We start from the raw sequence: 16,789 nt of genomic DNA, 5'->3' as shown, positions 1-16,789 counted from the left end.
CCCAGGCTCTGAGAGCCGCTTAATATGAACCATCCAACTTTATGGGGTCAGTCCATGCGCTTGCACGGGCCTACGGGGTGTGAGCCTGTGAGTGGATCCTGTAGGTCGGGTAAGCGAAGCGCCACCCGACAAAACAACCGCACATACGCTGACCTCACCTCATCCGGTGCTCTCCATTGACCAACGCTTCGCGATCGAAAAAGCGCTGGATCACGCCCTCCGCCATAAACGCCGCCCGATCGGACATATGGGCGATGACGTCGGCATCATGGCTGACCAGCAGATAGGTCATGCCGTGCTCCTGTTTCAGACGATTAAGTAGATTAAGGATTTCCGCCTGTACCGACATATCCAGCGCTGAGGTCGGCTCATCCAGCAGCAGGATCTGCGGGCGCAGCAGCAGGGCGCGGGCAATGGCCACGCGCTGCCGTTGGCCGCCGGAGAGCTGATGCGGATAGCGGCGCACGGCGTCGGCGGCCAGACCCACCTGCTCAAGGGCGGTGGTTACTCGCGGGGCAACGTCGCGGATGCCGTGGATCTGCAGCGGCTCCGCCAGGGTGCGCCACAGGGTATGGTTGGGATGCAGCGAGGCGTACGGATCCTGAAACACCATCTGCACGTTGCGCCGCAGATCGCCCTGAAAGCGGGCGCCCGGCATAATGGCCTGGCCGAGCAGATCCACGCTGCCGCGCCATTCACGCTGCAATCCGGCCAGCACGCGCAAAATCGTCGATTTGCCGCAGCCCGAGGCGCCGATCAGGCTGAAGGTTTCCCCGGCGTCGACACGGAAACTGGCGGCGGAGACCGCCGTCTTCGCGCCGAATGTAACCTGTAAATCCTGAAGATTAACGATCGCCATGGGCTGTCTCCGTAAAGTCCTGGGTTCTGTCGAGGGTCGGCAGCATCTGGCCGTAGGTGTGGGCATTTGGCCGGCAGGTCCACAGGGTGCGGGTGTAAGGGTGCGTCGCGCTCGGCAGCGCCCGCGCCGGCATCTCGTCGACCTGTCTCCCCTGGTACATCACCAGCACGCGATCGCAATGCGCGGCTACCAGCAGTAGATCGTGGCTGATCAGTAACATGGCCATCTGCCGCTGCGCGCTCTGCTCCACCAGCAGCTCGAGGATCTGGTTGCGCAGGCGGGCGTCGAGGGCCGAGGTCGGCTCGTCGGCTATCAGCACCTTCGGGTTATTGAGCAGCGCGAGGGCGATCATCACCCGCTGTCCCATCCCGCCGGAGAGTTCGCCGGGATAGCGGCTGAGGACCGGCAGATCCAGACCGACGGCGGCGATGGCGTCTTTGACCGCCTCGGCGCGCGCGCGGCGGCTGAGACGCTGATGCAGGGTTAACGCCTCCTCCAGCTGCGTCTGAATGGACTGCACCGGATTCAGCGCATAGCGCGGGTCCTGCAGCACCATGGCGATATCGTTGCCGCGCAGCGCGCGCCAGCCGCGGGCGCTGAGGGTCAGCACATCGCGCCCCAGCACCTCCAGCCGTTCAGCGCTCACCACCCCGGGCTTGCGCACCAGGCCCATCAGCGCCCGGGCGGTCATCGATTTGCCGGAGCCGGATTCGCCCACCAGCGCCAGCCGCTCGTTGCCGAGGGTGAAGCTGACGTTGTCCACCACCCGGGCGGTGGGATAGTCGACGGCGAGTCCCTGGACGGTCAGTCGGATGTCAGTCATGTTGCGGCTCCAGAATATCGCGCAGGCCATCGCCCAGCAGGTTAAACGCCAGGCTGGCAAGCAGGATCGCCGCGCCGGGGATGGCGGCGATCCACCACTGGTCGAAAATCACCTGCATCCCGTCGGCAATCATCGCTCCCCACTCCGCCATCGGCGGGCGGGCGCCCAGGCCGAGAAAGCCGAGCCCGGCGGCGGCGAGGATAATGCCCGCCAGATCGAGCGCCAGCCGGACAATCGCCGACGGCAGACACAGCGGCAGAATATGGCCGACCAGCAGCCGCCCGCCGCGAATGCCCAGCATCTCCGCCGCGGCGAGGTAGTCGCTATGGCGCAGGCGCTGAATTTCGCTGCGCGCCTGACGGGCGTAGGCCGGCCAGGTGGTCAGGGCTAACGCCAGCGCGCCGTTGACCAGCCCCGGGCCAAGCATCGCCACGAACGCGAAGGCGAGGATCAGGCGCGGCATCGACATCACCACGTCGGTAAAGCGCATCAGTATCCGCTCCAGCCACCCGCCATAGTAGCCGGAGAGGATACCTACCAGCAGCCCGACGGGCAGGGTAATGGCGGTCACCAGCGCCACCAGACCCAGCGCCGGGCGGGCGCCGTAGAGCAAGCGCGACAGCAGGTCGCGGCCGTAGCTGTCTGTGCCGAGCCAGTGTCCCGCCCCGGGCCCCTGCAGACGAGCGGCGGCATCCTGCCAGTTGGGATCGTGCGGCGCCAGCCACGGGGCGAACAGCGCGGTCAGCACCAGCAGGATCACCAGGGTCAGGCCGCTGAAGGCGGCGGGTGAGCGGCGCAGACGGCGTAAAAACAGATAAGTCGGCATCAGCGCACCCTCGGATCGGTTAACCGTACCAGCAGATCGGTCAGGTTATTGATCAGCACAAAACTCACGCCGATCAGCAGCGTGCCGCCCATGATCGCCGTGGTATCCCCGGCGAACAGCGCCGTGGTGAGATAGCGGCCGATCCCCGGCCACGAGAAGACGGTTTCGGTGAGCACCGCCCCTTCGAGCATGGAGGTCCAGGCGAGGGCGGTCACCGTCAGCAGAGTGCCGCGGATATTGGGCAGGACATGGCGCAGCAGAATCGTCATCTCTCCGGCCCCTTTGGCCCGCGCCAGCAGAATGTACTCTTTGTTCATCTCGCTCAGGCAGGCGGAGCGGGTCAGGCGGGTGATGCTGGCCAGCGAGTAATAGGCCAGCACCAGCACCGGCAGCGCCAGATGGCCGATCGCATTTTTAAACGCCGCGGTATCGCCGGAGAGCCAGGTGTCGATCAGCGCAAAACCGCTGCGTGGCTCGACGGTGTACTGATAAATATCGTCGAGGCGACCCGGGCCCGGCGCCCACTGCAGCCGGGCGTAGAACAGGGCCAGCATCAGCAGGCCGAGCCAGAAAATGGGCACCGAGTTGCCCAACAGGGTAAAGGTGCGAACCGCCAGATCCCACGGCGAACCGGCGTAACGGGCGCACAGCACCCCGGCGACGATGCCCAGTACCGCGCCGACGATCAGCGCCAGGGTCGCCAGCTCAAGGGTCGCCGGGAAGACTGCCAGCAGGTCGTGGAGCACCGGCTGGCCGGTGGCGCTGGCGATGCCAAGATCGCCATGGGCCAGGTTGACCAGGTAGTGCCAGAACTGCACCGGCAGCGGCTGGTCGAGACCCAGCTGATGGCGAACCTGGTCATAGGTCGACTGGCTGGCATGGTCGCCGACGATCTGCAGTACGCGGTCGACGGGCGACAGCGCGGAGAGCGAGAAGGTGACCAGCAACAGCCCGAACAGCGTGAGCAGCAGCGTAAACAGCCCCTGCAGCAGGCGGGTAAGGTGAGTGGAAAACGATGGCATGGAAAATGGAAATTCCTGGTATATCAGCATTGTACCCGGCGGCGCGATGCCGACCGGGCCCGGGTGAGGAGTCGGTCATCCGGGCAGACAAGGCCGCCATACCCGGTGACAAAACCCGCTTACTTGGTCACGTTATCGTACCAGACCATGTCGGCGTTCAGTCCCTGCTGATAGCCCTTCACGTTGTCACGCACCACGATCTGGGTTTTCCCCTGGTCAATAAAGACGTACGGCGAATGCTGGAGCAGGGTTTCCTGCATCGTTTTGTACAGGCCGAGGCGTTTCGCCGGGTCCGGCTCCGCCACCGCGGCGAGGGTGGCTTTATTCAGCTCAGGGATCTGCCAGCCGTTGAGCCCGGCCACGGTGCTGGATTTACCATCGTTCCAGGCAAAGGCGCTGGCATTGGAGTGGGCATCAAAGTAGTCCGGGATCCACAGGCGGATCGCCGCCTGATGCTGCTTCGCGCGCACCCGGGCATAGACCTGGCTGCCGGCGGCGGGTAGCAGATCCACCTTCACCCCGCCCTGGGCAAAGCTGGCCTGCAGCGATTGGGCGATGGTGATAAACGGCGGTTTGTTCTCCACATCGAGGGTGAAGTGGGCATCCTTAATGCCCGCTTTATCGAGGATAGCCTTAGCTTTTTGCGGGTCAAAGGTGAACGGATTGGTCTCCAGCGCCCCCGGCAGGCCGGCAGGCAGGAAGCTTTGGTGAATAAAGTACTGGCCTTTCAGCAGATTTTTGGTGATGCCCTCATAATCAACCAGCCAGCGCGCCGCCTCCCAGAATGCCGGATTATTGAGCAGCGGGTTGGCGCTGTTGGCGGTATTAAACACCAGGTAGTTCTGCTCGGCGGACGGGATGCTCAGCACCTTCACGCCGGGTTTATCCTGCAGGGCGGCAATCTGGTCAGCGCCGAGATCGCGCGCCACGTCGGCATCCCCCTGCTGGATCAGCAGGCGGCGGGAAGCCGGGTCGGGGACGTTTTTAATAATGATGCTCTTGATCTTCGGCGCGCCGGTGGGGGAGCTGGCGTTGGCCTCCAGCACGATGGCCTGATGCGGCTGGTAGACGCGCATTTTATAGGCCCCGCTGCCCGCCGAGTGCATCTTCAGCCAGTCGTTGCCGAAGTCGTTATTTTTCGCGTTCGGCGCCACCTGTTTTTCATCCACGATAGAGGCGATGGGGGTAGAGAGAATATTCAGCGCCACCGCCGGGCTGACGTCGGCGGTCCAGTGCAGCGTCAGGGTATGGTCATCAACCTTTTTCAGCTGGCTGGCGATGTTGTCCGGCTGCCAGCCGAGCACGTTGAGAATAAACGCCGGCGATTTATTCAGCGTCACCGCGCGGGTGTAAGAGAAAATCACATCTTCCGGGCGCAGCGGATTACCGGAGGCGAATTTGGCATCCGGCTTCAGTTTAATGGTCAGGGTTTTCGCCGCCGGATCGGCCTGCCAGCTTTCGGCGAGGATCGGTACGATTTTTTCAGGGTTGTTGCGGTCGGGCTGCACCAGACGCTGATAGAGGCTGGGGACCGTCTGAATGCTGGAGAGTTCGTTCGCTTCCGCCGGGTCGAGGCTGACGATATCGTCGAGACCCTGGGCGACCACCAGCGTGTTGGGCGGCGTGGCGGCATGCGCGGCGGCGGAGAGCGCCGACAGTAGCAGTAAAGGCAACAGTTTTTTGGTCATGTGCAATCCCTGAAGAATGGTTATTTTATTGTTTTATGCCTCGCTACGTTAGGCCGCTTGCCATAAGGCGTAAAGTCAAAATAAGGATATCCTTATGCTAAAAACGCATATTCAAGAACGACAGGTTATTGCCGGTCGCGCAGAAGCGCCTTTCTCCGCTGCGGGGTTCTTGCTATAACGCATTGTCTATTGCGAGGAGGTGGGTGTGCCGGAAATCAATGAGTATGGCCAGCAGGTGAACGACCTGGTCCCTGGCTGGCAGGGGGCGCAAGTCCTGCGGCGGACGGCGTTAAATGGCCGTTTTTGCCGCCTGGAGCCGCTGGACGTTGACCGTCATGCGGCGGATCTGTTTGCCGCCTATGCGCTCGGCGACAACAGCGACTGGACGTGGCTGGCGTCTACGCGGCCGGAGAGCGTGGCGGCGACCGCCCACTGGATCGCGGGCAAGGTGAATGATGATGCCCTGGTGCCGTATGCGGTGGTTGATCTGCGTAGCGAGCAGGCGGTAGGCATCGTCAGCTATATGGCGATCGAGCGGGAAATGGGTACGGTTGAGATCGGCCATGTCACCTGGTCGCGACGGATGAAAAACACCCCGCTGGGTACCGAAGCGGTCTGGCTGCTGCTCAAAAACGGCTTTGACCATGGCTATCGTCGGCTGGAGTGGAAATGCGATTCGATGAATGTCGCCTCGCGCCGCGCCGCCGAGCGGCTGGGCTTTAGCTGGGAAGGACGTCTGCGGCAGAGGCTGGTGCGTAAAGGGCGGACGCGCGACAGCGATATGCTGTCCATCATCGACGGCGAGTGGCCTGCGCGCGATGCGGCGCTGCGGGCGTGGCTGGCGGCGGAGAACTTTACTGCCGACGGTCAGCAGATTAAGCGCCTGGAGGCGTTTCGCTAACATCAACCTATGGGGTCAAAACCCGGAACGGCACCCCGGTCGCGCTGCGCTTACCGGGGCTACGTTACATCGCCTCAGGGTAGGCCGGGCAAGGCGTAGTCGCCGCCCGGCATTGACCTGTTAACGGCGAACCGGCGCGTCGCCAGCGACATAATACGTCGCGGTGCTGCGCGGCAGCGGCTGGCGGCCGCGAATGGCGTCGGCCATCTTCTCGCCGATCATAATGGTGGTGGCGTTGAGATTGCCGGTGATGATCTGCGGCATGATCGAGGCGTCGATCACCCGCAATCCTTCCAGACCGTGGACGCGGCCCTCGCCATCGACCACCGCCATCTCGTCGTAACCCATCTTACAGGTCCCGCACGGGTGGAACGCGGTCTCGGCGTGGTTGCGCACAAACTCATCCAGTTCGGCATCGCTCTGGCATTCTATTCCCGGACTGATTTCGCGGCCGCGATACTTATCCAGCGCCGGCTGGTTCATGATCTCCCGGGTAATGCGGATGGCGTCGCGGAACTCCTGCCAGTCCTGCTCATGGGACATATAGTTAAACAGGATCGCCGGATGGGCGTGCGGGTCGCGCGACTTCAGGCGCACGTGGCCGCGGCTGGGCGAACGCATCGAGCCGACGTGGCACTGGAAGCCGTGCTCTTTCACCGCGTTGGAGCCATTGTAGTTAATCGCCACCGGCAGGAAGTGGTACTGAATGTTCGGCCAGGCGAACTCTGCGCGGCTGCGGATAAAACCGCCCGCTTCGAACTGGTTGCTGGCGCCGATGCCGGTGCCGCCGAACAGCCACTCGGCGCCGATCTTCGGCTGGTTCCACCACTGTAGCGCCGGGTAGAGCGATACCGGCTCTTTGCACTCGTACTGCAGATACATCTCCAGATGGTCCTGCAGGTTCTCACCCACGCCGGGGAGATCGTGCACCACCGGGATATCGAACTGCCTGAGCAGCTCCGGGTTACCCACGCCGGAGCGCTGCAGGATCTGCGGCGAGGCAATCGCCCCGGCGCACAGCAGCACCTCTTTGTTGGCCGTCGCTTTTGACGGGATCGTGCTCTCTCCCTCCAGCCACTCGACGCCCACCGCGCGCTTGCCGGCAAAAATAATGTGATCGGTCAGCGCATGGGTGCGGATGGTCAGGTTCGGGCGACCGCGCGCCTGGTCGAGATAGCCGCGGGCGGTGCTGGCGCGACGGCCCTGCGGCGTCACGGTGCGGTCCATCGGGCCAAAGCCTTCCTGCTGGTAGCCGTTGAGATCGTCGGTACGCGGATAGCCCGCCTGCACCCCGGCTTCAACCATCGCCTCGAAGAGCGGATTATTGCCCGGCTTCGGCGTCGTCACGCTCACCGGGCCATCGCCGCCGTGGTAGTCGTTAGGCCCGATATCGCGGGTTTCCGCTTTCCGGTAGTAGGGCAGGCAGTCGAGATAGCTCCAGTGTTCCAGACCCGGCTCTTTGGCCCAGTTGTCCAGATCCATCGCGTTACCGCGAATGTAGCACATGCCGTTGATCAGCGAGGAGCCGCCGAGCCCTTTGCCGCGTCCGCACTCCATGCGGCGATTGTTCATGTACGGCTCCGGTTCGGTTTCGTAGGCCCAGTTGTAGCGCTTGCCCTGCAGCGGATAAGCCAGCGCGGCGGGCATCTGGGTGCGGAAATCGAACCGGTAGTCAGGGCCGCCGGCTTCCAGCAGCAGGACGGTGGTGTTTGGATCTTCAGTCAGTCGTGTTGCCAGAACGTTGCCGGCGGAGCCGGCACCAATAATGATGTAGTCAAATTGCAAAAAAACCTCCCGGTTAAAATATGGACTGGAATTTACCCATCTCAACCTGGATGGACTTCACCTGGGTGTAACTCTGCAGCGTCATGACGCCGTTCTCGCGGCCAATGCCGGAGTGTTTGTAGCCGCCAACCGGCATTTCCGCCGGGGATTCCCCCCAGCTGTTGATCCAGCAGATGCCGGCTTCCAGCTGGTGGATAATTCGGTGAGCGCGGTTGAGGTTGGGCGTCACCACGCCGGCGGCGAGGCCGTATTCGGTGGCGTTGGCGCGGCGAATGACCTCCGCTTCGTCGGCATAGCTGAGGATCGACATCACCGGGCCGAAGATCTCTTCGCGCACGATGGTCATCTCGTCGCTGCAATCGGTAAACACCGTCGGGGCGACCCACGCGCCGTTATCGAAACCGTCGCCTTTCAGCGCCTCGCCGCCGCACAGCAGGCGCGCGCCTTCGCGTTTGCCGCTCTCGATATAGCGCAGAACGTTGTCGCGATGGGGGAAGCTGACCAGCGGGCCGAAGTTGGTGTCGTCGGCAAACAGATCGCCGGCGCGGATGCGGGCCACCCGCTCGAGGATCTTGTGCTCGAATTCCGCCTTCTGTTTCGCCGGGACAAACACCCGGGTGCCGTTGGTGCAGACCTGACCGGAGCTGTAGAAGTTGGCCATCATGGCAATATCGGCGGCGAGGTCGAGGTCGGCATCATCGGCGATAATCAGCGGCGATTTGCCGCCCAGCTCCATGGTGACCTCTTTCAGTGATGAAGCGGCCGAGTTGGCCATCACTTTTTTGCCGCTGGCGACGCCGCCGGTGAAGGAGATTTTGGCGATGTCCGGATGCTCGGTCAGATACTGGCCGGTTTTCGCGCCGATCCCTGGCAGGACGTTAAACACCCCGTCCGGCAGGCCCGCTTCGCTGTAAATTTCCGCCAGCTTGAGGGCGGTCAGCGGGGTGACTTCGCTCGGTTTGAAAATCATCGCATTGCCAGCGGCCAGCGCTGGCGCCGATTTCCACAGGGCGATCTGGATCGGGTAGTTCCACGCGCCGATCCCGGCTACCACCCCCAGCGGTTCGCGACGGGTGTAGACGAAGGAACTGTCGCGCAGCGGGATCTGGCTGCCTTCCAGCGCCGGGATCAAGCCGGCGTAATACTCCAGCACGTCGGCGCCGGTGACGATATCAACGGCGGCGGTTTCGCTGAGGGGTTTCCCGGTATCCAGCGTCTCCAGTCGCGCCAGCTCGTCGTTGCGCTGACGCAGAAGGTCGACGGCGCGACGCAGGATGCGCGAGCGTTCCATGGCGGTCATCGCCGCCCAGATTTTTTGCCCACGCTGCGCGCTCTCGACGGCGCGGTCGACATCCTCGCGTCCGGCAGCCTGAACGGTCGCCAGCACCTCGCCAGTGGCAGGGTTGATGGTCTCGAAGGTGCGACCGCTGGTGGCCGATGTATAACCACCATTAATATAAAGCTGCTGTTCTGCCATTCGGGACATAACGCCTCCTCGGTTATGGGTTCGGTAAATGCTGACGAATAAAGTGGCTGGTCAGCGACTGCGCCAGCGTTTTATCCAGCGGTTTGCCGCTGAGCGCCGCCCGCAGCCACAGGCCGTCTATCAGCGCCGCCAGCCCGTAGCCGGCCTCCTGCGCCTGCTCGCGCGGCAGCTCGCGGCGGAATTCGTACACCAGGTTCGACAGCAGGCGACGGCTGCTGACCTGCTGTAACCGATAAAGCATCGGCTGGTGCATGCTGCTGGCCCAAAAGGCCAGCCAGGCCTTCATCGCCGCGCTGCTGATCTGCGTCTCATCAAAGTTGCCGCCGACAATCGCCTGCAGGCGCTGGCTGGCGCTGCCGTCCGGCAGAGCGTGCAGACGGTTGAGCACCGCGTCGCGCAGCTGGCTGGTGATGTCGCGCATGGTCGCCTCCAGCAGACCATTTTTGTCTTTGAAATAGTGACTGATGATCCCCGTCGATACGCCCGCCCGCCGGGCAATCTGCGCGATGGTCGCGTCGTGCATACCGACTTCATTTATTGCGTCCAGCGTGGCGTCGATCAGCTGCCTGCGCCGGATCGGCTGCATCCCCAGTTTGGGCATTTTTGCCACTCCATTCATCAGCGTTGGTTAACTATTAAAGCGGTTTTTGATTGGACGTTCAATATAAAATGTGTCTTAATTGTTGCGGATTTGGATTTTAATAGTTACAAAAACAGTGGGGATACTGGATGACAGATCTTTCGCAAAGCAGAGAAAAGGACAAAATCAATCCGGTGGTTTTTTATACCTCGGCCGGACTGATTTTGTTGTTTTCCCTGATGACGATCTTTTTTCGCGATTTTTCTGCCGAGTGGATTGGGCGCACCCTGGACTGGGTGTCGAAAACCTTCGGCTGGTACTATCTGCTGGCGGCGACGCTGTATATCGTCTTCGTCGTCTGCATTGCCTGCTCGCGCTTCGGCTCGGTGAAGCTCGGGCCGGAGCAGTCAAAGCCCGAGTTCAGCCTGCTGAGCTGGGCGGCGATGCTGTTCGCCGCCGGCATCGGCATCGACCTGATGTTCTTCTCGGTCGCCGAGCCGGTGACGCAATATATGCAGCCGCCGGAAGGGGCGGGGCAGACCATCGAGGCGGCGCGCCAGGCGATGGTCTGGACCCTGTTTCACTATGGCTTAACCGGATGGTCAATGTATGCCCTGATGGGCATGGCGCTGGGATACTTTAGCTATCGTTATAATTTGCCGCTCACCATCCGCTCGGCGCTGTACCCGATTTTTGGCAAACGGATCAATGGGCCCATCGGCCACAGCGTCGATATTGCGGCGGTGATCGGCACCATCTTCGGCATCGCCACCACCCTCGGTATCGGCGTCGTGCAGCTCAACTACGGTCTGAGCGTGCTGTTCGATATTCCGGACTCGCTGGCGGCGAAAGCGGCCCTGATTGCGCTGTCGGTGATCATCGCCACCATCTCGGTCACCTCCGGGGTGGACAAGGGCATCCGCGTGCTCTCCGAACTGAACGTCGCCCTCGCGCTGGGGCTGATCCTGTTCGTGCTGTTCATGGGGGATACCTCCTTCCTGCTCAATGCGTTAGTGCTCAACGTCGGCGACTACGTCAATCGCTTTATGGGCATGACGCTGAACAGCTTCGCCTTCGACCGGCCGGTAGAATGGATGAATAACTGGACGCTCTTTTTCTGGGCGTGGTGGGTGGCCTGGTCGCCGTTTGTGGGCCTGTTCCTGGCGCGCATTTCGCGCGGGCGCACCATCCGCCAGTTTGTGATGGGCACCCTGATTATTCCCTTCACCTTTACGCTGCTGTGGCTGTCGGTGTTCGGCAACAGCGCGCTGTATGAGATCATCCACGGCGACGCGGCCTTTGCCCAGGAGGCGATGGCCCACCCGGAGCGCGGTTTCTATAGCCTGCTGGCGCAGTATCCGGCGTTTACCTTTAGCGCGTCGGTGGCGACCATCACCGGTCTGCTGTTTTACGTTACCTCCGCCGACTCCGGCGCGCTGGTGCTGGGGAACTTCACCTCGAAGCTGAAGGACATCAACAGCGACGCCCCGAACTGGCTGCGCATCTTCTGGTCGGTGGCCATCGGTCTGCTGACCCTCGGGATGCTGATGACCAACGGCATCTCGGCGCTGCAGAACACCACGGTGATCATGGGGCTGCCGTTCAGCTTTGTGATTTTCTTCGTGATGGCCGGACTGTATAAATCTCTGAAAGTGGAAGATTACCGCCGGGTCAGCGCCAGCCGCGACACCGCCCCGCGCCCGATGGGCCTCCAGGATCGTCTGAGCTGGAAGAAGCGCCTGTCGCGGCTGATGAATTACCCCGGCACGCGCTATACCAAACTGATGATGGAGACGGTGTGCTACCCGGCGATGGAGGAGGTGGCCCAGGAGCTGCGGCTGCGCGGCGCGGCGGTGGAACTGAAGAGCCTGCCGCCGGAAGAGGGTGAGAACCTTGGCCACCTCGATCTGCTGGTGCACATGGGCGACGAGCAGAACTTTATCTACAAGATCTGGCCGCAGCAGTACTCGGTGCCGGGCTTTACCTATCGGGCGCGCAGCGGGAAATCCACCTATTACCGGCTGGAGACCTTCCTGCTGGAGGGCAGTCAGGGTAACGACCTGATGGACTACAGCAAAGAGCAGGTGATCACCGATATTCTCGACCAGTACGAGCGGCACCTGAACTTTATCCATCTGCATCGGGAAGCGCCGGGGAACAGCGTGATGTTCCCGGATGGCTAATCAGGGAAGCCCCCGTCGGGGAAAGGCTGACGGGGGCGATGGTCGTTACTGGTAGTTAAAGGCGTCCGGATGGTTGTCGAGGCTGCCGCTGAGGGCGGCAAACAGCACGGTTTTGCCATCGATGGACAGGGCATCGCTGACGTTAAGCCAGGTCAGCTTCTCCTGGTCGGTTTTTTCATCGACCACTGAGTAAACGCCGGACATCTGTTTGCTTTTTTCCGACCAGATCACCGCGATACGTTCATGGCCGCAGTCGTGGGGTTTGCAGGCGCTTAACACCTGCCAGGATTCGCTACCCAGTTTCACCGTCTGCGCGGGCGAACCGGTGCCGCCGGTGGTCACCCAGGCGGGCAGCTGATGGCCTTTGACCATCTGGTTAAACGACGCCCGGGTGGCGGCATCGTGAGCCAGACTGTTCAGCGTGACATCGCTTTGCGCCATAACGCTGGCGGAGGCGGCTAAGGCGACGATAGCGGTAAGAGCTTTAAACATGTTTCCTCCTGGACTTATTCCGTCCTCATAACAAGCCTCTTTATAGTGAGCGTAGAGAATGATTAATGCAAACTCTGACATATTTTCTGTGAATGATTAGAAACGGTGCGCGCATGGACGTTACGCTAAGCGATATGCCATGATGCGGATTGATTTATTTTCCAAATATTTGCCCTTGGGATAAAGCAGTTAGCGAAGTGGCATAGTTATTCAGGCGATAAAGCATGGCGTATGTGAATCATCTACTGACGTTTATTGAGAGTAATCCGGCGCTGGCGGTGGGGTTTAATCTTATTCTGCTGCTGCTCTCCGGCATATTTGCCCATCTTTTATGCAAGTTCTTGCTGATTAAAGTGGTGCGTAAGGTCTTCTTTAGTAGCCACAAACAGGATGTGCCGCTGGAGAAGGATCGACGCATCGCCGAAAAGCTGTCCAATTTCATTCCGGTTATTATTGTCTATTACGTTCTGCAGTTTATGCCGGCGATGCCGGCATCGCTGGTGACGGCGATTAATACTATCTGCGGGATCTTGTTTTTTATTTTTATGTCGGTGTTTTTCAACGAGATGCTGGATATTGTCAACAGCTCCTATCTGCGAAAGACCAAACGTAAAAATCATTCCATTAAGGGCTATATCCAGATAGGCAAAATCTTAGTCCACATCCTGGCGGCGATCATGATCCTCGCCGTGATGTCGAACAAATCGCCGATCATTATCATCTCCAGTCTGGGGGCCGTGGCGGCGGTACTGATGATCGTGTTCCAGCATACTCTGCTGTCGCTGGTGGCGAACGTTCAGCTGTCGTCCAACGACGTGCTCCAGCTGGGGGACTGGATTGAAATGCCTGACAAGAATCTCAGCGGTGAGGTGACGGATATCGCGCTGCACACCATTACCATCCGCAACTGGGACAATACCATCTCCCGTATCCCGACCAAGAATTTCCTCACCGAGACCTATACCAACTGGCAGGCGATGTTCTCCTCCGGGGCGCGGCGGATCATGCGCAGTATCGCCATCGATCAGCACTCGGTGCGTTTTCTCGACCAGGAGATGCTCTCCTCGATGCTGACCATCCGCGGGGTGAGTGAGCCTCTGGCGACGCTGCTTGACGGCCGGGATCCCGGCGGCGTGGCCGACCGCTGGTTTGTCGATAACGGGCTGACCAACCTGACCCTGTTTCGCCACTATCTGATGCACTATCTCGCCGAGCGGCCGGATATTATTAAAGAGATGTACATTGTGGCGAGAACGCTGAAACCGTCGCCCTCGGGCATTCCGTTGGAGATTTACTGCTTCACCTCCTCAACGCTGTGGAAAGACTACGAAAACACCCAGTCGGCGATATTTGAGTACATTACTGCGGTGGCCGGACAGTTTTCCCTGCGCCTCTATCAGTATCCCGCCGGGCACGATTTCTGGCGTCTCTCCCAGGAGCACGCCGCCCGGGCGGGCCTGCCGCCGTCGGCCGAAGGCTAAGCGCTGATCTGCTGGCGCCAGAGGGCGATCTCCTCCTCCAGCCAGGCGATGAACCGGGCGACTTCCGGCCGGTTCTCCGCCTGCGGGGAGACGGTTAGCCAGTAGTGCCAGGGGTAGGGGACGGTGACGGCGGTGAGCTGCACCAGCTCGCCGCGGGCTATCGCCCCCGCCACCAGGGAGCGCCGCTCCAGCGCCACGCCGGCCCCCAGACGAACCGCCTCCAGCACCAGATTGGAGTCGTTCAGGCGCAGGCCTGAGGGGACGATCGGCTTTTCCAGCCCCGCCTGGCTGCACCAGGCATGCCAGGACTCCATGGAAAAAATAATATCGCTGGCGGCGATCGCCTGCGGGGTGGTCGGCAGGTTACCGCCGCGATAGCCGGGGGCGGCGACCACCAGCTGTTCATCGGCAAACAGATGCCGGCTTTCCATCCCCTCCCAGTCGCCTTGCCCCATGCGTATGGCCAGATCGATACCCTCCTGTTGCAGGTTAACCACTGCCAGGCTGGTCAGCAGGCGCACCGCGATCTGCGGATGCCGCGCCTGAAAGCGCGCCAGCCGCGGCAGCAGCCAGTGACAGCCAAAGGAGGGGAGCGTCGCCAGGGACACTTCCAGGGTGCGGGGTTTGATCTGCACCATGCGCGTGGCGTCGGCGATGTGCTGTAACGCCTCGCGGATTTGCAGGGCATAGAGCCGTCCTTCTTCCGTGATGCGCACTCCGCGGCCGTGGCGGATAAAGAGCGTGACGCCGACCAGGGCTTCCAGCTGTTTGATGTGCTGGCTGACCGCCGAATGGGTCACGCTCATCTCGTGGGCGGCCTGCGTTACGCTGCCGAGGCGCGCCACCGCCTCAAAGCTGCGCAGGCTGGCGACAGGGGGAAAATCTGCCATGGTGATCTCTCAGTCAGTGAGTCGATACGTTAACGTTACTACCGGGTTAGCGGGTTTTATAGCCGCCGCGAATAGGCTGAAAAAGGGGCTAAATGCTGCCTCAGTCGGTATAGCACAAGGGGGGCTGGAGGGCTACAGCGAGTCGCCAATCTGTTAGTTTTACTAACCGTTGCGGTAAGTATCTGGTGATATTCGCGGCATCGGTTTTCCAGTAAGGTAAAGCCGCAACCTCTTTATCGCAGGCAGGAGTGACGATGAAACTCATTGGTATGATGGATTCACCTTATGTAAGACGCGTGGCGGTTTCTCTGGCGCTCTATGGCGTGGAATTCGAGAGCCTGCCGCTATCGGTCTTTAGCGGCTTTGACGAATTTTCCCGCATTAATCCGGTGGTCAAGGCGCCGACGGTGGTGCTCGATAACGGGACGCAGCTGATGGACTCCACGCTGATCCTCCACTATTTCGAAACGACCAATCCGGCCGGGCGCCGGCTGCTTCCCGTGCATCCCGAGGCGCTGGCCCGCGATCTGCACCTGCTGGGGGTGATCCTCGCCGCCTGTGAAAAAGCGGTCCAGCATGTTTATGAGCACCGTCTGCGGCCGGAAGAGAAGCAGCATCAGCCGTGGATAGCCCGGGTGACCGGCCAGCTGCTGGCCGCCTGTCGGGAGTGGGACGCCCGGCTGGCAGACCGCGCCGCCGCCGCGCAGCCGGATCAGGTGATGGTCACCAGCACGGTGGTCTGGTCCTTTATCCAGTTGATGATCCCGGCGGTGGTGTCGGCCGCGGCGTTTCCGCATATTCGCGCGCTGGCGGAGAAGGGGGAGGCGCTGCCGGCGTTTCAACAGTATCCGCTGGGTTAACGGCAGGGGTGGAGAGGGGCGCCGCAGCGTGGCGCCCTGAAGCAGGAGAGGATCACCAGCAGACAAACCCGCCGTCGACCACCAGGTCTACGCCGGTGCAGAACGAGGCGGCGTCGCTGGCGAGGAACAGCGCCGGGCCGGCTATTTCTTCCACCTTCGCCATCCGCTGCATCGGCGTCTGGCTTTCAAACTCGCGGGTCTGGTGCACCATCTCCGGACGGGTATTCATCGGCGTGGCGGTATATCCCGGACTGATGGAATTGACGCGGATCCCTTTGCCCACCCACTCCATCGCCAGGCTTTTCGACAGATGGATCACGCCGGCTTTGGAGCAGTTGTAATGCGCCTGGTCGAGGCCGCGGTTAACAATAATCCCCGACATCGAGGCGATATTGATAATCGACCCGCCGCCGGACTCCAGCATCAGTTCCGCTTCCGCTTTGCAGGAGTTCCATACGCCGGTGAGATTGATATCGATCACCCGCTGCCATTGCTCGCTCTCCATCTCCAGCGCCGGATTGGCGTTGGCGATCCCGGCGGCGTTAACGGCGATATCGAGGCGGCCATAGCGGCTTTTGGCCAGCGCGACGGCGGCGCGCAGGTCGGCAATCTGGCGGACATCGCCGTTATAAGAGCAAGCCTGACCGCCGATGGATTCAATATGGCTGACCGTTTCCGCCAGCCCGCCGTCGTCGCGAAGATCAAAACAGACTACCCGTGCACCCGCGCTGGCGAGGCTGCAGGCGATGGTCTGGCCGATGCCGCTGCCGGCGCCGGTGACGAAGGCGACGCGATCCCGCAGGCTAAATAGGTGTTGTGCAAAGTCTTTACCGATCATAATGATTATTCTCTTCAATATAGTGTCGAACGTCGGGAGCCTGGCTTCCCGGATGGTGGTGCGCCGCGCCTTATC

General features: G+C 61.4%; 15 protein-coding genes. 4 read left to right on the top strand and 11 right to left on the bottom strand.

Annotated elements, in window-relative coordinates:
- Positions 1 to 154: 154 nt before the first annotated feature.
- The 5 genes from RRF55_RS22590 to RRF55_RS22570 form a co-directional block, all read right to left on the bottom strand.
- Positions 155 to 859, bottom strand: coding sequence for an ABC transporter ATP-binding protein (locus RRF55_RS22590; protein WP_004178936.1), 705 nt, complete (start codon positions 857 to 859; stop codon positions 155 to 157).
- A complete protein-coding gene (locus tag RRF55_RS22585; protein WP_032414658.1) occupies positions 846 to 1,682 on the bottom strand; it encodes an ABC transporter ATP-binding protein in 837 nt (278 codons plus the stop codon). The genes RRF55_RS22590 and RRF55_RS22585 overlap by 14 nt, the downstream gene beginning before the upstream one ends.
- Entirely contained in the window at positions 1,675 to 2,508 is an 834-nt protein-coding gene (locus RRF55_RS22580; protein WP_004142505.1) for an ABC transporter permease, read from the bottom strand. Before RRF55_RS22580 ends, RRF55_RS22585 begins: the two co-directional genes overlap by 8 nt.
- Entirely contained in the window at positions 2,508 to 3,530 is a 1,023-nt protein-coding gene (locus RRF55_RS22575) for an ABC transporter permease (RefSeq protein ID WP_004176937.1), read from the bottom strand. The genes RRF55_RS22580 and RRF55_RS22575 overlap by 1 nt, the downstream gene beginning before the upstream one ends.
- A 119-nt stretch (positions 3,531 to 3,649) precedes the next feature.
- Entirely contained in the window at positions 3,650 to 5,218 is a 1,569-nt protein-coding gene (locus RRF55_RS22570) for an ABC transporter substrate-binding protein (protein WP_004142499.1), read from the bottom strand.
- A gap of 205 nt (positions 5,219 to 5,423) precedes the next feature.
- On the opposite strand from RRF55_RS22570, the gene RRF55_RS22565 reads away from it, so the two are divergent.
- Positions 5,424 to 6,119 (top strand): GNAT family N-acetyltransferase, encoded by a 696-nt coding sequence (locus RRF55_RS22565; RefSeq protein ID WP_002893466.1) that lies wholly within the window; start codon positions 5,424 to 5,426, stop codon positions 6,117 to 6,119.
- 120 nt (positions 6,120 to 6,239) lie between these two features.
- Here the strand turns inward: RRF55_RS22565 and betA are convergent, their stop codons facing one another.
- Genes betA through betI form a run of 3 tightly spaced genes read right to left on the bottom strand, consistent with a single transcriptional unit; the run spans position 6,240 to position 9,991 of the window.
- Entirely contained in the window at positions 6,240 to 7,904 is a 1,665-nt protein-coding gene (betA, locus tag RRF55_RS22560) for a choline dehydrogenase (protein ID WP_023316555.1), read from the bottom strand.
- A gap of 13 nt (positions 7,905 to 7,917) precedes the next feature.
- Complete coding sequence (betB, locus tag RRF55_RS22555; protein WP_130974922.1) at positions 7,918 to 9,390, bottom strand: betaine-aldehyde dehydrogenase; 1,473 nt, start codon at positions 9,388 to 9,390, stop codon at positions 7,918 to 7,920.
- A 13-nt stretch (positions 9,391 to 9,403) separates the two neighbouring features.
- The gene (gene betI, locus RRF55_RS22550) at positions 9,404 to 9,991 is read right to left on the bottom strand and encodes a transcriptional regulator BetI (protein WP_004151671.1); all 588 of its coding nucleotides are present in this window, start codon (positions 9,989 to 9,991) and stop codon (positions 9,404 to 9,406) included.
- Positions 9,992 to 10,119: 128 nt separating this feature from the next.
- On the opposite strand from betI, the gene betT reads away from it, so the two are divergent.
- The gene (betT, locus tag RRF55_RS22545; protein WP_004142478.1) at positions 10,120 to 12,153 is read left to right on the top strand and encodes a choline BCCT transporter BetT; all 2,034 of its coding nucleotides are present in this window, start codon (positions 10,120 to 10,122) and stop codon (positions 12,151 to 12,153) included.
- A 45-nt stretch (positions 12,154 to 12,198) separates the two neighbouring features.
- On the opposite strand, the gene ivy is transcribed toward betT, so the two are convergent.
- On the bottom strand, positions 12,199 to 12,645 hold the full coding sequence (gene ivy, locus RRF55_RS22540; RefSeq protein ID WP_004210923.1) for an Ivy family C-type lysozyme inhibitor: 447 nt from the start codon (positions 12,643 to 12,645) through the stop codon (positions 12,199 to 12,201).
- A 224-nt stretch (positions 12,646 to 12,869) separates the two neighbouring features.
- Here ivy and RRF55_RS22535 point away from each other — a divergent pair, with 224 nt between their 5' ends.
- A complete protein-coding gene (locus RRF55_RS22535; protein ID WP_032424690.1) occupies positions 12,870 to 14,126 on the top strand; it encodes a mechanosensitive ion channel family protein in 1,257 nt (418 codons plus the stop codon).
- Here RRF55_RS22535 and RRF55_RS22530 read toward each other — a convergent pair.
- Positions 14,123 to 15,016: a LysR substrate-binding domain-containing protein gene (locus tag RRF55_RS22530; protein WP_023284831.1), complete on the bottom strand. Its 894-nt coding sequence runs from the start codon at positions 15,014 to 15,016 to the stop codon at positions 14,123 to 14,125. The two genes, RRF55_RS22535 and RRF55_RS22530, sit on opposite strands and share 4 nt — an antisense overlap.
- A gap of 254 nt (positions 15,017 to 15,270) precedes the next feature.
- Between RRF55_RS22530 and RRF55_RS22525 the strand changes: the two genes are divergently transcribed.
- On the top strand, positions 15,271 to 15,876 hold the full coding sequence (locus RRF55_RS22525; RefSeq protein WP_004223546.1) for a glutathione S-transferase: 606 nt from the start codon (positions 15,271 to 15,273) through the stop codon (positions 15,874 to 15,876).
- Between the two features lie 52 nt (positions 15,877 to 15,928).
- On the opposite strand, the gene RRF55_RS22520 is transcribed toward RRF55_RS22525, so the two are convergent.
- The gene (locus RRF55_RS22520; protein WP_021313378.1) at positions 15,929 to 16,714 is read right to left on the bottom strand and encodes an SDR family oxidoreductase; all 786 of its coding nucleotides are present in this window, start codon (positions 16,712 to 16,714) and stop codon (positions 15,929 to 15,931) included.
- Between the last annotated feature and the right edge of the window lie 75 nt (positions 16,715 to 16,789).

This window comes from Klebsiella sp. K47, from assembly GCF_051858335.1.
Taxonomy (GTDB): Bacteria; Pseudomonadota; Gammaproteobacteria; order Enterobacterales; family Enterobacteriaceae; genus Klebsiella; species Klebsiella pneumoniae.
Note: the sequence above shows the minus strand (reverse complement) of the source record. Positions and strands in the feature narration are given on the sequence as shown.

What these genes read in the sequence shown, in the direction of transcription:
- RRF55_RS22590 (WP_004178936.1), bottom strand. Translation starts at nt 859, where the DNA reads ATGGCGATCGTTAATCTTCAGGATTTACAGGTTACATTCGGCGCGAAG.
- RRF55_RS22585 (WP_032414658.1), bottom strand. Translation starts at nt 1,682, where the DNA reads ATGACTGACATCCGACTGACCGTCCAGGGACTCGCCGTCGACTATCCC.
- RRF55_RS22580 (WP_004142505.1), bottom strand. Translation starts at nt 2,508, where the DNA reads ATGCCGACTTATCTGTTTTTACGCCGTCTGCGCCGCTCACCCGCCGCC.
- RRF55_RS22575 (WP_004176937.1), bottom strand. Translation starts at nt 3,530, where the DNA reads ATGCCATCGTTTTCCACTCACCTTACCCGCCTGCTGCAGGGGCTGTTT.
- RRF55_RS22570 (WP_004142499.1), bottom strand. Translation starts at nt 5,218, where the DNA reads ATGACCAAAAAACTGTTGCCTTTACTGCTACTGTCGGCGCTCTCCGCC.
- betB (WP_130974922.1), bottom strand. Translation starts at nt 9,390, where the DNA reads ATGTCCCGAATGGCAGAACAGCAGCTTTATATTAATGGTGGTTATACA.
- betI (WP_004151671.1), bottom strand. Translation starts at nt 9,991, where the DNA reads ATGCCCAAACTGGGGATGCAGCCGATCCGGCGCAGGCAGCTGATCGAC.
- betT (WP_004142478.1), top strand. Translation starts at nt 10,120, where the DNA reads ATGACAGATCTTTCGCAAAGCAGAGAAAAGGACAAAATCAATCCGGTG.
- ivy (WP_004210923.1), bottom strand. Translation starts at nt 12,645, where the DNA reads ATGTTTAAAGCTCTTACCGCTATCGTCGCCTTAGCCGCCTCCGCCAGC.
- RRF55_RS22535 (WP_032424690.1), top strand. Translation starts at nt 12,870, where the DNA reads ATGGCGTATGTGAATCATCTACTGACGTTTATTGAGAGTAATCCGGCG.
- RRF55_RS22530 (WP_023284831.1), bottom strand. Translation starts at nt 15,016, where the DNA reads ATGGCAGATTTTCCCCCTGTCGCCAGCCTGCGCAGCTTTGAGGCGGTG.
- RRF55_RS22525 (WP_004223546.1), top strand. Translation starts at nt 15,271, where the DNA reads ATGAAACTCATTGGTATGATGGATTCACCTTATGTAAGACGCGTGGCG.
- RRF55_RS22520 (WP_021313378.1), bottom strand. Translation starts at nt 16,714, where the DNA reads ATGATCGGTAAAGACTTTGCACAACACCTATTTAGCCTGCGGGATCGC.